Raw genomic sequence first — 15921 nt, 5'->3', positions numbered from 1 at the left:
GATACTTAAACTTAACAGTAGTAAATAAGATAAGAAATATTCAAATTTAATTAAATATAGTGTCAGAAATCCGTTTAAATATCAAACTTTTAACGGTTCTGGCATTTTTTCTTATTTTTATGGAGAATATTGAGAGAGTATTCTCCGATAGTTACTTTTTTGTGCCTACTTGTAAGTTTGATATTATAATCTTAACATGTAATTTATGGAATAATTTATTGATATATTAAAATAAGTACTATTACTAAATTAAAATTTAAATCTTGTTAAGTAAAACTCATAAAAAGGAGTGAGATAAATGATAAATGATATTTTGACATTATTATCTGAGAGAAGTGATTTTTTTATAAAATTATCTATAGAGCATTTGACGATTTCTATTATTTCTATAATAATTGCAATTATTTTAGGTGGTATAATTGGTATTATTGTAAGTGAATATCATAGTTCTTCTAAACCTATATTAGGAACTATCAATTTTCTATATACTATTCCATCAATTTCTATGTTGGGGTTTTTGATACCATTTTCTGGGATTGGAAATACTACTGCCGTTATTGCTCTTACTATTTATGCATTATTGCCTATGGTTAGAAATACATATACTGGAATTACTAACGTAGATAAAAATCTTCTTGAAGCAGCTAGAGGTATGGGAAGTACAGATTTTCAGATACTATATAAAATAAAGCTTCCACTAGCCTTACCAGTTATTATGTCTGGTATTAGAAACATGGTCATTATGACAATTGCATTAGCTGGTATTGCTTCATTTATAGGTGCAGGAGGGTTAGGTGTAGCCATATATAGAGGAATCACTACAAATAATACAGTGATGACAATTACTGGAAGTATACTTATCGCTCTATTAGCTTTAGTATTTGATTTTATTTTAGGATTAGTAGAAAGCTTTTTTCAAAGAAAAAGAAAAAAGAAAAATAGAAAAAAAGTTTTTGCCATTCTAGGAAGTCTTATTATAGTGCTAGCCATCTTTACGTCATACTTCTTTAATTCTTCAAAAGCTCAAACTATTCATATTGCTACAAAACCTATGACTGAACAATATATTCTTGGTGAGATGTTGGATATTTTAATTGAGAAGAATACAGGTCTAAAAGTAGAAATTACACAAGGTGTAGGTGGAGGAACGTCTAATATTCAGCCAGCTATGGAAAATGGAGAATTTGATATTTATCCAGAGTATACAGGAACAGGCTGGAATATGGTATTAAAGAAAAATGAATTATATACTGAAGATATGTTTAATAAACTACAATCAGAATACAAAAATAAACTTAAAATGCAATGGACTGGTATGTATGGATTTTCTAATAGTTATGCATTAGCAGTTAGAAAAGAGATTGCAGAAAAATATAATTTAAAGAATATCTCAGATTTAAAACAGATATCTTCTGAATTAACATTTGGAGCAGAGTATGATTTTTATGAGAGAGAGGATGGATATACTCCATTGTGTAATACATATGGATTAAACTTTAAAAATACAATTGATTTGGACATTGGATTAAAATATCAAGCTATCAATGAGGGTAAAATTGATGTAATGCCTATATTTACAACTGATGGTCAGTACAGTGTTTCAGATGTTGTAGTTTTGAAGGATGATAAAAGCTTTTATCCATCTTATCAATGTGGAAATGTTGTCCGTTCAGAAGTATTAGAGGAACATCCAGAGTTATCAAAAGTATTTAAAATGGTCGAAAATATTTTGACTGATAAAGAAATGGCTAAAATGAATTATGATGTAGAAAACAATAATTTAGAACCTAGAGAAGTCGCACGTGAGTTTTTGAATAAAAAAGGTCTTTTATAATTGGAGGAAATATAATGACACCTATTATACAATTTAAAAATATTGAAAAACAATATGATGATAAAGCTATAATAAATAATCTTGATTTAGATATAGAAAAAGGAGAATTTTTAACTGTTATTGGTTCATCTGGTTCAGGTAAGACAACTCTTTTAAAAATGATTAATGGTTTAATTTTGCCAGATAGTGGTAATATATTGATAAATCAAACAGATATTAAAAACGAAGACTTAATTAAATTAAGAAGAAAAATAGGATATTGCGTACAGGGAAGTGTTCTTTTTCCTCATATGACTGTTGAAGAAAATATTTCATATGTACCAAATCTTCTCAATAAAAAAAATAAATTAGAAGTGAAAAGTGCTGTAGACAAGTGGATGGGGATAGTGGGTTTACCAAATGATATGAAAGTTCGTTATCCATCGGAATTATCTGGTGGTCAACAACAACGTGTAGGTATTGCAAGAGCTCTAGCTTCTTCACCCGAAATTTTACTTATGGATGAACCTTTTGGAGCAGTAGATGAGATTACACGAAAGCAATTACAGAAAGAGATAAAAGAAATTCATAAAAAAACAGGAGTTACAATTATATTTATTACACATGATATTTATGAAGCCTTGATTTTAGGTACAAAGACTTTGGTATTAAATCATGGAGTTATTCAACAGTATGACACTCCTAAGAATATTTTAAACTCTCCTGCTAATCAATTTGTAGACCAATTATTGAATATAAAAAAATCTATAATAGATGATGAGGATTATAGTAAACTCAAATAAAAATTCTAGAGATGATATTAAAAGTAGTAAGTATTAATATTTCATATAAAATGTAAATAGCATAGAGTGTATAATAAGTAAATTACTAAATATACACTCTTTTTGTTGTATATAAGTTGTATATAATAAAAAATTATGCAAAATAGTAGTATTTGAGAAAATAAAATTAGTATAATAAAAGAAACTAGAAGCTTAATAATTCAGTATACATATGTAATTTGGGGGAAATAAAATGGAGACTATAATGGTTGTAGAAGATGATGTCATGCTTAATAATGGTATATGTTTTAACTTGCAAAGTGAAGGCTTTCAAGTTATACCAACATATAATCTAAAAGAAGCAAAAGAAAAATTTAAGACAGAAAAAATAAATTTAATTATACTAGATATAAATCTTCCTGATGGAAGTGGATTTGAATTTTGTAAAGGTATAAGAAATGATTCAAAGATAGGGATTCTTTTTTTGACAGCTTGTGATATGGAATCTGATATTGTAAATGGATTTAAGATAGGAGCAGATGATTATATAACAAAACCATTTAGTATAAACATATTAATGCAGAGAATAAAAGCACTGCTTAGAAGGTGTGGTAGTGAGATACAAGAAAATATTCTAATTGAGGGTGAGTTTGAATTTAATTTTGATAAAATGACAGTTAGTAGGAACAATGAAAGTATAGTTTTTTCACCTATAGAATATAAGATTCTAAAACAATTAGTACAACATAAAAATGAAATAGTTACAAGACAAGCATTGATAGATGCAATATGGGATAGTGATAGTGAATATATGGAGGAACATGCATTAACTGTAAATATAAATAGATTGAGAAAACGAATAGACCAAAAAACATCTAAACATAAATATATAAGGACTGTTTATGGAATAGGATATATGTGGGCTGGTGAACAAGATGAGAAATAGCAAAACTTCAATGAAAAACTACTATAAAAGTATTTCTATTGTATATTTTATAGTATCTATATTAACCTTGATAGTTCTGAAATCACAAACTAATAAAATCTTATATATGTATCCTAATTCAATTGATATTCTTACAAATATTGATTGTATCATTTTGATTTTTATAATCTTTATGTTTCTAATATCATTATTTTTTGTATTTAAAATAAGAAGAGATATAGTTGACTTTAGTAATAATATTGTATGTAATATAGATGATTTTATAGTAGGTAATAAAAATATTAAGTTTAATTTAAATGAAGATACTTTAACTGCAAAAGTTCAAAATAAAGTAAAGCATATGATAGAAGTAATAGAAATTAAAAACAATAAGTATTTAGATGAAAAAGAAAATATAAAAACTCTAATATCAGATATATCACATCAAATAAAAATACCAATAGCTAATATATCAATGTACAATGAGACTTTGTTGCAAAAAGAATTGGATAGAAAAAATCAAATACTGTTTTTAGAAAATATGCAAAATCAGGTAAATAAATTAGACTGGCTAGGAAAGTCTCTTATAAAAATATCGAGACTAGAAACTGGAATTATATCTTTAAATGTAACTAAAAGCAGAATAAGCGATACTATCGCAAGTGCTTTAAGTGGTGTGTTTTTAAGGCTTGAGGAGAAAAATATATCACTAGAAATTGATTTAGATGATAAGGTAGAGGTTTATCATGATAAAAAGTGGACTGGTGAAGCTATATTTAATATTATAGAAAATGCAGTCAAATATACGCCTGAAGGTGGTAAGGTAGGAATAAAAGTTGATAAGATGGACATCTTTACTAAGATTATTATAAGTGATACTGGAATAGGTATAGATGAGAGCGATATAAATAATATATTTAAGAGGTTTTATAGAAGTATAGAAGTCACAAATACAGATGGGATAGGAGTGGGGCTGTATTTAGCAAGAGAAATTATAAATAAACAGAATGGATATATAAAAGTTGATTCTCAAAAAAACATTGGAACTACATTCAATATCTATATGAAAAATTGAGGACAATATTAAAGGGCAAGTGTAATACTTATTAAAAATTTATATTTAAAATCCTTGGAAATAGTGTATATAGTGTTTGTTAAACAACATCATATACACTATTTTTATTTAAATATCTCAAAACTGTTATAATTGATGTCTAAAATATAACAGTCCTGTGAGGATTAAAAGATGTTTAGATGATAATATCTAAGTAAGAAATTTATTCTAAGTAAAAAACTTATCAAATTAGAATTTTGGCATGTGTTTGGAAAATATATTAAAAAAAGTTAGTAGGGAGATATGATTATGAAGATACTGGAAACTAAGAATTTAAAAAAATATTATGGAAAAGATGAAAATATAGTAAAAGCTTTAGATGGAATAAATATAAGTATAAATAGAGGTGAATTTGTTGCAATAGTAGGAACATCAGGCAGTGGAAAAAGTACATTACTACATATGATAGGAGGTCTTGATAGAGCGAGTAGTGGAGAAGTAATTATTGAAAGTAACAATATATTCAATATGGATGATGAAGAGCTTACAATATTTAGAAGACGTAATGTAGGATTTGTATTTCAAAATTATAATTTAGTTCCAATACTAAATGTTTATGAAAATATAGTATTACCAATTGAACTTGATGGATGCAAAATAGACAATAAATATGTAGATGAAATAATACAAGTTTTAGGGCTTACTCAAAAAGTGGATGATTTACCAAATAATCTATCAGGAGGACAACAACAGAGAGTAGCTATTGCAAGAGCCTTGGCTACAAAGCCATCTATAATATTAGCTGATGAACCAACAGGTAACTTAGATAGTAAAACAGAACAGGATGTATTAGGTCTTTTAAAAGTTACTAGTAGCAAGTTTAGTCAAACTATAATTATGATAACCCATAATGAACAAATTGCTCAAATGGCAGATAGAATTATAAGAATTGAAGATGGAAAAGTTGTAAATAGAGGTGAGACTGATGTTAGAAAATAACAATAAAGAAATCATAAAAAAGTTGAGTGATAGAAGCTTTAAAGCAAATAAAACGAGGAATTTAGTTTCAGTAATTGCGATAGCGTTGACGACAATTTTATTTACATCGTTATTTACAGTAGGATATAGTATGTTAGAAGCCTTTGATAGCTATAAAGCTATGGAATATGGAACAAATAGCCATGTTCAACTTCAGGATGTAAATAAAAGACAGATTGAAATTATAAAAAAAGATAGTTCAGTAGACAAAAACAGTATTGGTATAATGAAGAATATAGGAAGTTTAAAAAATCCAGAGTTTTCAACACAGGCGGTGAATTTGGCTGTCTATGATGAAAAAAGTCTTGAAAATGCTGTAAATGTAGAGATGATTGAAGGAAGTTTACCAAAGAATAATGATGAAATAGTTATGCCTATAGAAGTACTAGATATGTTGAAGTTACCTCATAAAATAGGTACTGAAGTAAAGGTGATAATTTCAAAAGTTAAAGATGGAGTATCAACTGATGAAAAAGAAACTTTCAAATTTATATTAAGTGGATATTTTGGATACAAGACAGCCACAGCAATACCTCTACATGATGTATATGCAAGTGAAGCTTTCTATAATAATTATAAGGAAAAAAATGAAGTAGCGGCTACAAGTCTAGTTCTTAATTTCTTAGATGATAATAATTTGCAAGCTAGATTTGATGAATTAATTAAGAAGATTCAACCATATTCAGGAAAAGCAAGCATAAATCCTGTATATCTAAGTAAACAAGGAACCACTTTTAAAGAAATGATTAAAAATATATTACCAATAATATTAATCATAGTACTTATTCTTTTAAGTGGATACTTGTTAATTTACAATATCTTTTATATTTCAGTAGTTAAAGATATAAAATATTATGGCTTATTAAAAACAATAGGAACATCACCATATCAATTAAAAAAATTGATTATTAAACAAGCTAATAGACTATGTGTAGTAGCAATACCAATAGGTCTAGTATTAGGTTTTTTATTGGGGATGATATTTGTTCCTTTGGTTGGTAAATTTATGGACGGATTAAATAGTAACGCATTTGAATATTTTAATCCATTAATATTTGTATTTGCCATTGTGTTTTCATATATAACTGTAAGACTTTCATGTCAAAAACCTGCTAAGATTGTAAGCTCTGTATCACCTATAGATGCAGTTAGATATAGTGATAAAAGTAATAGGGTTAGACGTAAATCTAAAAAAGGTAGAAATGGTTCTAAACTTCATAAAATGGCACTTTCAAATCTATTTAGAAATAAACGCAAAGCAATTTTAGTTTTGGTTTCTATGTCGTTAAGCTCTATAATATTCTTAACTGTATCTGCAATTATAAGTAGCTCTAATCCAGAAAAAGCTGCTGAAGGTATGATGTTAGGAGATATAGAAATACATCATGGTCTTGTCGATTCTGTAAAATTTGAAGAGAATGATATTATTCCAATTGATGAAAAGTTAATTAAAGATATTAAAAATTTAGATGGAGTAAGTAAGGTAAGTAAGTTATACAAAGATTTAAGTTATATAGCTTATGAAGGCGATTTGAAAGATGAGATATTGACTCAAGAAGTAGATACAGAATATAAAAAGCAATTTCTTCAAAATAGAAATCCAGATGAAGATGCAAAGGAAAGAGGATTCTTAACTTCTGATACAATTGGATTATCTTCAGGAGAATTACTAAGTAAATTGTCAAAGAATAATATCATATATTCTGAAAAAAATCCTAAGATATTATCAGGTGATATAGATGAGAAGAAATTTGATGCAGGTGGATATGTGGTAATTAATGGGCATAAAGGAAGTAAGATAAAAGCAGGAGACAAAATTAAATTTAAATATTTAAAAGGAAATAATATAGATGAAGGGTATGTAGATACTGAATTTAAAGTTATGGCAGTTCTTGATGGAGCAAAGAATTTCCAAATTAGAATGTATATCAATGAAAATGACTTTAGAAATATGGTTGAAAAATCATATGTACAAAATCTAATAATAGATGTAAATGGCAATGTGAAATCTATTGAAGATAAAATAAAAAATTTGAATGAAAAATATAGTAACCCATATACAAAGATTTACTCAAAAAATATTTATATAGAAGAAGCACGAGAAAGTCAAAAAGTCATAAAGATTGTAGGTATGAGTGCAGTGCTTATAATAGGATTAATTGGAGTATTAAACTTTATAAATACTATGATAACGAATATAATGTCTCGTAAACAGGAATTTGCAATGATTGAAGCAGTAGGAATGACAAAAACACAGCTTAAGAAAATGATAATACTTGAGGGCTTTTATTATGGTGTAATAATAACTATTATAAATCTTATATTTGGAAGCATGGCAACATTTTTAGGATTTAATATTATGAAATTAAGATACTCTGTGTATACTTATCCAGTAGAAGCATTGGCAATGAGTGTATTGATAGTATTCTTGATAACATCTATAGTACCATTGATGGTTTATCATAATGTTTCTAAAGATAGTATAGTTGATAGGATTAGAGAAGCTGAATAAAGCTTATATAGAGTAATTTTGATAGAGTCTATATATAGTATTTTATGATTTCAAAAACGATATTTAGAGTATAAAAATAAACATGTGATGGAAAGGTACTTCAAGTTGAGGTGCCTTTTATATGTAAGAAAATAAATCAAAATATTAGCAAAAAATGTGAAAAATAAACTAAAATAATATGTTATCTTTAAAACAGGAGGTGTTTTAGGTGGATAATAATTTAATTACTGTTGAAAAAGCTTTGGATTATATAGAAATACATCTTTTGGATGAAATGTTGAATTTAGAAGCTATTGCTAAAGAAACAGGTTATTCAAAGTACCATTTACATAGAATATTTACATCTGTTGTAGGTTTTACTGTTCATAATTATATACAAAGACGTAGATTGACTGAAGCGGCGAGAATGCTTATTTTTACAGAAAAGCCAATTATTGAAATTGCTTTCATATCAGGTTATGACACACAACGTTCTTTTTCACATAGATTTAAAAAAATGTTTAAATCTAGTCCAAATTTTTTTAGAAAACATAAAGACTTCTTGCCAATACAATTAAAATTTGATATTAATAATCGAAAAAAATTACGTGGAGATATGATTTTAGATGTTAAAAAAGTTGACTGTAAAGATATAAATATTGTTGGTTATTCTGGTAAAGTAAAAAGAGGATTTCATGTTATTGGAAAGTGTTGGAGGGATTTGCATAAAAATAAAGGCTTGATAGAAAACAAAGTGGATTTAGATTTCTTAATTGGAGTCAATGATTATAGTGATTTTAAAGAAATTGAAAATACACCTACATTTACATATATTGCAGGGGCGCAGGTATCTTGTTTTGGTAAAATACCTAATGGAATGGAAAAATTCACATTGCCAAAAAGTAATTATATTGTTTTTACATTCATTGGAAAAAATGAAGATAGTATGCAAAATGTTGTAGAATATATCTATCAAGAATGGTTTCCTAACTCAAGTTGCCAATTTAATGAAAATAATTTATATGATTTTGTAAAATATGGAGAAAATGTTGATGATAGTGGTTTGAGCGAAATTCAGTTTTGGGTTCCAATTCTTTAAAAAAGTAGCAATATAAAGGAGACAAATTCATATAAAAATAGTTTTATAACTCTATGTATAAATAAGTAATTTTTAAACAGTAGGAAAGAATCTATTTTATTATAAGGTTATGATAAAATAGAATTAAATAATATATTTAACTTTGTAAAGGATGAGGTGTTACAATACAAATGAATTCAAAAAATGAATTACTTATAAACCTAGATAAATTGCATACAACAGAATTAGGTGTAGTAAGAATTAAGAAAAACCTTTCTTTGGAGACTAATAATGTAGTGAACTGGTGTAAAACCAAAATAGAATCTTCAAGTACTGTTATCAATAGAAAGGGAAAGAACTGGTATGCAAGTGTAGATGATTGTATTATAACAGTAAATGCTTATAGTTATACAATCATCACAGCGCATAAAGAAAAGAAATAAATTGTAAGATATAGAAATTAGGTGGATTTTATGTTATCTATTGTCCAGTGAATATAAATATAATAAAAACCATCAAGATGAATGGCTTTGCTATACTTGATGGTTTTTTTGATATTGTTATACCATTCTATTTTTTATTTTTTTAGTATATCACTCTTAGTTAAGCCATTTGATTTAGCTTGAGGATTCCATTGATAATTACCCATAAATTTATATAGAAATCTAGGAAAATTAGGTGAAATAAAAATATTATTTTTATGAGGATTATCAAGATTTATATTGTCATTAAGTATATTTTTTGATAATTCTTTTAGTGTAATGCCTAATTTTTTCTTAGGACCTTTATCTAAAGGCACAGAAGTCAGTGAACCAAACATCTCCCCAGCGCCAATTCCAACACCTTGAACCCATATAAAGTTGACCTTTTTACACCAATGTTCTACCATCTGAATTGCCAAATGATTATGTTTACCCTCATAGAATCCACAGTTAACAATTGCATACACTGGAATAGGCTTTTTATTTTGTGTTTTTAAAAATTTTTCACACTCCTCTAAAAAATGAACTAAATGAGATGGAATACCATCTACATAAAGAGGAAATGCAATTATCAATCTATCACAATTAAGTATAGCATTAAGAGCATCAGGATATTTAGAAGGGTTATCTACTTTAAATGTAAAAATTTCATTGTCCTTTTGAATAAGTTGTTCTACTTCAGATAAAAAATATTGTGAATTATTTTTATTTACTTTTGGACTACCATTTATCATTGTTATATTCATATAGATTCACCTCTTATATCTTGTATATTTTCATAAAAACAAACAGAGTGTTCTTTCATATTAAAATTTATAGAATTTCCATGTACTAATTTGGCAGCAGTGTCTTTTTCAGCTTCTGTAATGTGATTTCCATAGAAGATGGCTTTTAAATTTATTTGTTTGCTATATCTACTTTTATGACGCATCATATTATCTTTCATTACAAAGTATGGTAGGATATAGCTAATACTTTTATCAAGTATATTTTTTACAAAAGGGCTAAACCCCCCATAACAACATCTGCTTATTATAATAAGCTCATCAGATTCATTTATAAGTTTACTCATATTACTATAATAATCTTTTATAACACATTCAGTAGGAGTTTTAATCCAGCAACCAAAACAACCAATACACTTGTGAATTTCTTTTGTGTTTGGAAGTATTTTTATGTTGTCATCAAGTTTAGGTGATAGTCTATCTAATTCTTCTTCAGTTAAATCATGTATTAAAAGTCTCATAAGTTTCATCTCCTTTTATGTATGCTTATTTTTAAAAATTATATCTTAAAATTTTTTTAGTAAATCTTTACACCAGTTAATTACAAAACTATAATAGTCAACTCCATAAATCATTGTGGAATACATGTATGCATATTCTTCAATACAATGATTTTTTTCTGCATCAATTTTTTGTTTATTTAGTTTATCTGAGAGTAATTCAACCTCAGCTATAAATAGTTTTAAGTTTGCTTCAATTATTTCTTTAGGTAGATACTTGTAAAAGAATATATTAACAAGATGGTCTTGCTTTGTTTTAGAAAATTTTATCGGTTTCTTTAGCCATTCAAGAAAGTATTCTTTACCTGCATCAGTTATAGAATATAGTTTTTTAAATTTGCTACCGTCAATAGCTTCATGACAGTGGATATACCCCTTTGTCTCTAATCTTTTAAGTGCTGGATAGATACTGCCAAAACTAGCATCAAAAAAGTATGATGTACTATGCGACATCCATTGCTTTAAGTCGTACCCACTCAATTCTTCTTCCATTAAGAATCCTAAAATAATGTATTCTAACATATTGCCTCCTAGTATCAATTAGATATATATCGATTCGATATAAATATTATCACAGATAATAAACATTGTGTCAAGATGCCTTTTAAAACAAACTTAAAAGTAATTGATAAATAATCATGCAAAAAAATTAATAAAAGGTAATTAAATATTAGTGAGAAATTAAAAATAGTTAAATTAGAGTAATAGTCTAATATATAAAATTTATAGTAACTTTATAATTTAGATATAAATTTGGGTACTATTGACAAAGAGTAAAATTAGCAGTAAAATAATTGCATGAGCAAATAGATTATTGCGTACGCAAAAATGACGACGAATAATAAAAAGGAGAGAATATGAGAGAGCTATTAAAATGGGTTTCCATTATAAATAGATATAATACAAATTATATTGACAGGAAATTGGCGGACATTGGAATCAATAATAGCCAATATTTTTATGTGTTACACATATGTAATAATCCAGGTATTACACAAGATACTATATTTAAAAAAATCCTTGTGAATCCTAGTAATATAACAAGAGCTTTGGCAAACTTAGAAAAAGAAGGATTCATCACTAGAAAACCAAGTGTAAAGGATAAAAGAACATGGCATTTATACCCTACAGAGAAATCTTTAGAATGTTATGATGAAATATTAAAAATAACAAATGGATATGTGGAAGAATTGTTGAGTTCATTTGAGAAAGAAGAGAAAGAGTTATTTATATCAATGTTAGAAAAAGTTGCATTTTTAGCTATTGATATGAATGAAGAAGCAAAATTGGAGGCGAAGGAAATTGGAAGAAAAATATAAAGAACCATTGGAGTATGATAAAGTTTCAAAATTATTAACTAAGTATGCAATTCCTAGTATTATAGCAATGTTAGTAAGTGCCTTATATAACATTGTTGACCAAATATTTATTGGGCAAGGTGTTGGGGTATTAGGTAACGCTGCTACAAATGTTACTTTCCCATTAACTACAATATGTACAGCAATTGCCTTATTATTAGGTATTGGAGGAGCATCTAAGTGTTCATTAGAATTAGGAGCTAAAAACTCAGAAAAGGCTACAAAAGCAGCAGGAAATTCTATTTGTTTGATGGCTATTTTTGGAGTAAGTTTGTTTGTAATAGTATCAATATTTTTGACACCATTGTTAAAATTCTTTGGATCTACATCAGAAATACTACCTTATGCACACACATACACAAAAATTACATCAATCGGATTGCCATTTCTTATAATGTCCACTGGAATGAGTAAGTTGATACTTGCAGATGGGAGACCAAAAGCTTCTATGTTTTGTATGTTAGTAGGAGCAGTCATTAATACAATATTAAATCCACTATTCATCTTTGTTTTTGATATGGGTATTGCTGGGTCTGCTTTAGCAACTGTCATTGGGCAGCTTATATCTTTTGCAATCAGTGTTTATTATATAAAGAATTTTCAACATATTAAATTACATAAGAGAAGTTTTAAATTAGAAAGTATAATTTATAAACATATATTTGCACTAGGTTCAAGTTCATGTTTTAACCAATTAGCAATGACTGTAACACAGATAGTTATGAACAATACATTGGCATACTATGGAGCTAGGTCAGTTTATGGAAGTGATATTCCACTTGCTTGTGTTGGTATTATTATTAAAGTAAATATGATTTTTATATCTATAATTATAGGTATATCACAAGGTATGCAACCGATTATAGGATATAATTATGGAGCTGAAAAGTATAATCGTGTAAAAGAAGCATATAAGCTTGCAGTAGGAAGTGCAACTGTTATAGCTATTATTGCATTCTTGTGTTTCCAACTATTCCCAAGACAAATTACATCTATATTTGGTAATGGAAATGAGACTTATTTTATATTTGCAGAGCATTATTTTAGAACTTTCTTATTCTTAACATTTATAAATGGTGTTCAAATAGTATCATCAACTTTCTTTACATCAATTGGGAAATCAGTATTGGGACTTTTTACTTCATTGACTCGTCAGATTCTATTCCTAATTCCATTGATAGTAATCTTACCAATGTTTATGGGAATTGATGGAGTAATGTTTGCAGGTCCAATAGCAGATGCTGCGGCAGCAATTGTATGTATATACTTTGCACTTCATGAAATGAAGTCATTAACCATAAAGCAAAATAAGGTGATAGGTAATCATAAGGAGATTGTGGAAGTATAATAGAATCTCTAAGAAATATAATAAATTAAATTTTATTGATTAACACTAAAATAATATTCATGTATAACTTTAAAGGTGCATTTTCAAGAGCTACAGTTAGATTGCAGAGTGTAGATACATTATCTCACTTGAAAAGATTGTTTAAAAAACAATCCACTCTGCATAATAGTTCAGGAAAATGCACTATTTATAATGTTTATTTTTTTAATAAAAACAAAAACCTATCTCCACTCAGTTACATCACTTAATGGTAATCTAGGTCTCATTGATGGCTCTTCATCAGGATAACCTAAAGATATTGCTGCTACCAATTGATTATCTGTGTCTAGCCACTCACGTAATTCATGATATGCAAAATATATATCACAAATCCAAAGACTACCTAGACCTAATTCTACAGCCATAAGTGACATGTTTTGAATTGCAGCGCCAATTGATTGTATGTTTGCCATTTCATAGAAGCGTTCTTCAGCAGAGAGGCTTTCTAAAGGTGATTTACCTAATTTGTTTAAAATAAAGATTGTTACTGGAGCTTGTTCCATAATTTTGACTGTATAATTTGCACCAGCTATATGTTGACGGCTTTCTGGAAGAAGTCCATTGTCATCAATTTCATTTTGAATACCTTTGCTCATAGCTTTAAGCATGGATTCTTTTTCCTTTTCAGTGACAACAACAAAATGCCATGGTTGTCTGTTTTTAGATGAAGGTGCATTTATTCCAGCTTTAATTATTTTTTCTATAGTTTCATGTGAAATACTTTGATTTTTATATTTTCTAATACTGCGTCTTTTTGATATAGAATCACTTATCATCTTAAGTAACCTCCATTTATTTTTTGGGAAAATACATATGAGTTTTAGTTTCCATTTTTAATTATTTTAGCATTAATCAGGAAAAAAGTCATTAATCTTGAGATAGGGCTGTATTTGATATTATATTAAGGATTATAGAAAAATAAACTATAAAAATTTAGTATTGTTTTGTTAATTATACGAAATCCTATGAAGCAGGAACCCTGTGATTTTAGTCATGGGAGGTTCAGATGTGGAAAAGAGTAACATATATGTTTTCTATTAAAAGTTACATATGAAAGTATTGGATACTTATAAATATAAAATATTGTCGATAAAATATGGTAAATATAATAATATGTATGTTTACATTAGATAATTTATATACTATAATTATTTAAAACTAAATATAAAAACTCAAATTATTTAAAACTAAGTATAAATACTGAAGAGGTGATGTAGTGAAATTAGATATGGATAGTATGATATATATACTAATTTATATGACATTATTGGTATCTATCATTGGAAGTATAATTTATTTTTGTAAAGACCTCTTAAATAATAGAATTACATATGTTTTAATAAGAGACATATTTGTAAATAGAATTACATATTCTGAAGAAAGATTACCTAAACAGTATATCGTTTTTCAAAAATATGATATTTGGAGGTATTGTAGTCTGTTTTAATTTGAAATGAATCTATTATAATTCTAAAGATTAAAAATAAAAGGAGATAATAAAATGGATTTCATTTCAAGTATATTACAAGGATTATTAAGTATATTATTTAATTTTACAGGAGATTTTGGGATTTCTATCGTACTTATAACTTTAATAGTGAAGTTAGTACTAATGCCACTGTCATTGAAACAAAGATTTTCTGTAAAAAAACAACAAGAATTAGCAGAAAAGATGGAACATATAAAAGAAAAGTATAAGAATGATACTAAAGAATTGGAAAAGCAAATACAAGTAAATTCTGTAGAAAGCATGAAGAGTATGCTGGGATGCCTTATAATTTTAGTGCAAATGCCAGTAGTATATGCGTTATATCATGTATGTCTAGATATGACAAAGGAATTTACAACAATTATAATTCCATGGATTGCTAATTTAGGTACATTTGATAATTTATTTGTACTGCCTTGTATATATACATTAATTATGTTAGCTTCAAATTTGGTGAATTATATACCGTATTTTAAGGTGAATTCTCAAGTAAAGTTTAACAAGCAAATGGCTTTAGTAACTACTATAACAAGTCTTATATTGACTGTTAGAACTCCAGTAGCAATAGGTCTGTACTTTATAACAAGTGCAATTTATTCATTAATTGAAGATATTTGTTTTAGAATATATTTTAATCGAAAAAATAGAATAGTAGCAAAGTAATATAATTATTATTTTAGAAAGATTTTAGCCTGCTAACTTGAGATATAAGTTAGTAGGCTATTTTTATCAGTAATAC

General features: G+C 27.2%; 15 protein-coding genes. 11 read left to right on the top strand and 4 right to left on the bottom strand.

Annotated elements, in window-relative coordinates:
• Window positions 1–298: 298 nt before the first annotated feature.
• The 8 genes from ACTG47_RS17355 (at window position 299) to ACTG47_RS17320 (ending at window position 9624) form a co-directional block, all read left to right on the top strand.
• Complete coding sequence (locus ACTG47_RS17355) at window positions 299–1834, top strand: ABC transporter permease/substrate-binding protein (protein WP_479925490.1); 1536 nt, start codon at window positions 299–301, stop codon at window positions 1832–1834.
• 14 nt (window positions 1835–1848) lie between these two features.
• A complete protein-coding gene (locus tag ACTG47_RS17350) occupies window positions 1849–2616 on the top strand; it encodes an ATP-binding cassette domain-containing protein (protein ID WP_479925489.1) in 768 nt (255 codons plus the stop codon).
• A gap of 232 nt (window positions 2617–2848) precedes the next feature.
• Window positions 2849–3541: a response regulator transcription factor gene (locus tag ACTG47_RS17345; protein ID WP_479925488.1), complete on the top strand. Its 693-nt coding sequence runs from the start codon at window positions 2849–2851 to the stop codon at window positions 3539–3541.
• Complete coding sequence (locus ACTG47_RS17340; RefSeq protein ID WP_479925487.1) at window positions 3531–4595, top strand: sensor histidine kinase; 1065 nt, start codon at window positions 3531–3533, stop codon at window positions 4593–4595. Before ACTG47_RS17345 ends, ACTG47_RS17340 begins: the two co-directional genes overlap by 11 nt.
• A 288-nt stretch (window positions 4596–4883) precedes the next feature.
• Window positions 4884–5573, top strand: coding sequence for an ABC transporter ATP-binding protein (locus ACTG47_RS17335; protein WP_479925486.1), 690 nt, complete (start codon window positions 4884–4886; stop codon window positions 5571–5573).
• Window positions 5560–8124 carry an ABC transporter permease gene (locus ACTG47_RS17330; protein WP_479925485.1) on the top strand — a complete coding sequence of 855 codons (2565 nt, stop codon included), beginning with the start codon at window positions 5560–5562 and terminating at the stop codon, window positions 8122–8124. Before ACTG47_RS17335 ends, ACTG47_RS17330 begins: the two co-directional genes overlap by 14 nt.
• A gap of 208 nt (window positions 8125–8332) precedes the next feature.
• Window positions 8333–9202, top strand: a complete 870-nt coding sequence (locus ACTG47_RS17325) for an AraC family transcriptional regulator (RefSeq protein ID WP_479925484.1) — start codon at window positions 8333–8335, stop codon at window positions 9200–9202.
• 170 nt (window positions 9203–9372) lie between these two features.
• Window positions 9373–9624, top strand: a complete 252-nt coding sequence (locus ACTG47_RS17320) for a DUF3781 domain-containing protein (RefSeq protein WP_479925483.1) — start codon at window positions 9373–9375, stop codon at window positions 9622–9624.
• A 134-nt stretch (window positions 9625–9758) separates the two neighbouring features.
• On the opposite strand, the gene ACTG47_RS17315 is transcribed toward ACTG47_RS17320, so the two are convergent.
• From ACTG47_RS17315 to ACTG47_RS17305, 3 genes are read right to left on the bottom strand one after another with little or no spacing between them, the layout of a single operon-like run.
• Entirely contained in the window at window positions 9759–10409 is a 651-nt protein-coding gene (locus ACTG47_RS17315) for a flavodoxin family protein (RefSeq protein ID WP_479925482.1), read from the bottom strand.
• A complete protein-coding gene (locus tag ACTG47_RS17310) occupies window positions 10406–10909 on the bottom strand; it encodes a flavodoxin family protein (protein WP_479925481.1) in 504 nt (167 codons plus the stop codon). Before ACTG47_RS17310 ends, ACTG47_RS17315 begins: the two co-directional genes overlap by 4 nt.
• 45 nt (window positions 10910–10954) lie before the next feature.
• A complete protein-coding gene (locus tag ACTG47_RS17305) occupies window positions 10955–11470 on the bottom strand; it encodes a PadR family transcriptional regulator (protein WP_479925480.1) in 516 nt (171 codons plus the stop codon).
• 335 nt (window positions 11471–11805) lie between these two features.
• On the opposite strand from ACTG47_RS17305, the gene ACTG47_RS17300 reads away from it, so the two are divergent.
• Both ACTG47_RS17300 and ACTG47_RS17295 read left to right on the top strand, forming a co-directional pair.
• Window positions 11806–12267 carry a MarR family transcriptional regulator gene (locus ACTG47_RS17300; RefSeq protein ID WP_169467245.1) on the top strand — a complete coding sequence of 154 codons (462 nt, stop codon included), beginning with the start codon at window positions 11806–11808 and terminating at the stop codon, window positions 12265–12267.
• Window positions 12251–13654 carry an MATE family efflux transporter gene (locus ACTG47_RS17295; RefSeq protein ID WP_479925479.1) on the top strand — a complete coding sequence of 468 codons (1404 nt, stop codon included), beginning with the start codon at window positions 12251–12253 and terminating at the stop codon, window positions 13652–13654. Before ACTG47_RS17300 ends, ACTG47_RS17295 begins: the two co-directional genes overlap by 17 nt.
• A 221-nt stretch (window positions 13655–13875) precedes the next feature.
• Here the strand turns inward: ACTG47_RS17295 and ACTG47_RS17290 are convergent, their stop codons facing one another.
• Window positions 13876–14469, bottom strand: coding sequence for a nitroreductase family protein (locus ACTG47_RS17290; RefSeq protein ID WP_479925478.1), 594 nt, complete (start codon window positions 14467–14469; stop codon window positions 13876–13878).
• A gap of 725 nt (window positions 14470–15194) precedes the next feature.
• On the opposite strand from ACTG47_RS17290, the gene ACTG47_RS17285 reads away from it, so the two are divergent.
• Window positions 15195–15845: a YidC/Oxa1 family membrane protein insertase gene (locus ACTG47_RS17285; protein ID WP_479925477.1), complete on the top strand. Its 651-nt coding sequence runs from the start codon at window positions 15195–15197 to the stop codon at window positions 15843–15845.
• Window positions 15846–15921 lie beyond the last annotated feature (76 nt).

The organism is Clostridioides sp. LIBA-6622 (assembly GCF_056716095.1).
The sequence above is the reverse complement of the archived record's forward strand: the minus strand, read 5'-3'. Positions and strand labels throughout refer to the sequence as shown.

Coding starts and splice junctions, on each gene's coding strand:
- ACTG47_RS17355 (WP_479925490.1), top strand. CDS start 299: ATGATAAATGATATTTTGACATTATTATCTGAGAGAAGTGATTTTTTT.
- ACTG47_RS17300 (WP_169467245.1), top strand. CDS start 11,806: ATGAGAGAGCTATTAAAATGGGTTTCCATTATAAATAGATATAATACA.
- ACTG47_RS17320 (WP_479925483.1), top strand. CDS start 9,373: ATGAATTCAAAAAATGAATTACTTATAAACCTAGATAAATTGCATACA.
- ACTG47_RS17330 (WP_479925485.1), top strand. CDS start 5,560: ATGTTAGAAAATAACAATAAAGAAATCATAAAAAAGTTGAGTGATAGA.
- ACTG47_RS17350 (WP_479925489.1), top strand. CDS start 1,849: ATGACACCTATTATACAATTTAAAAATATTGAAAAACAATATGATGAT.
- ACTG47_RS17310 (WP_479925481.1), bottom strand. CDS start 10,909: ATGAGACTTTTAATACATGATTTAACTGAAGAAGAATTAGATAGACTA.
- ACTG47_RS17305 (WP_479925480.1), bottom strand. CDS start 11,470: ATGTTAGAATACATTATTTTAGGATTCTTAATGGAAGAAGAATTGAGT.
- ACTG47_RS17315 (WP_479925482.1), bottom strand. CDS start 10,409: ATGAATATAACAATGATAAATGGTAGTCCAAAAGTAAATAAAAATAAT.
- ACTG47_RS17290 (WP_479925478.1), bottom strand. CDS start 14,469: ATGATAAGTGATTCTATATCAAAAAGACGCAGTATTAGAAAATATAAA.
- ACTG47_RS17285 (WP_479925477.1), top strand. CDS start 15,195: ATGGATTTCATTTCAAGTATATTACAAGGATTATTAAGTATATTATTT.
- ACTG47_RS17340 (WP_479925487.1), top strand. CDS start 3,531: ATGAGAAATAGCAAAACTTCAATGAAAAACTACTATAAAAGTATTTCT.
- ACTG47_RS17335 (WP_479925486.1), top strand. CDS start 4,884: ATGAAGATACTGGAAACTAAGAATTTAAAAAAATATTATGGAAAAGAT.
- ACTG47_RS17345 (WP_479925488.1), top strand. CDS start 2,849: ATGGAGACTATAATGGTTGTAGAAGATGATGTCATGCTTAATAATGGT.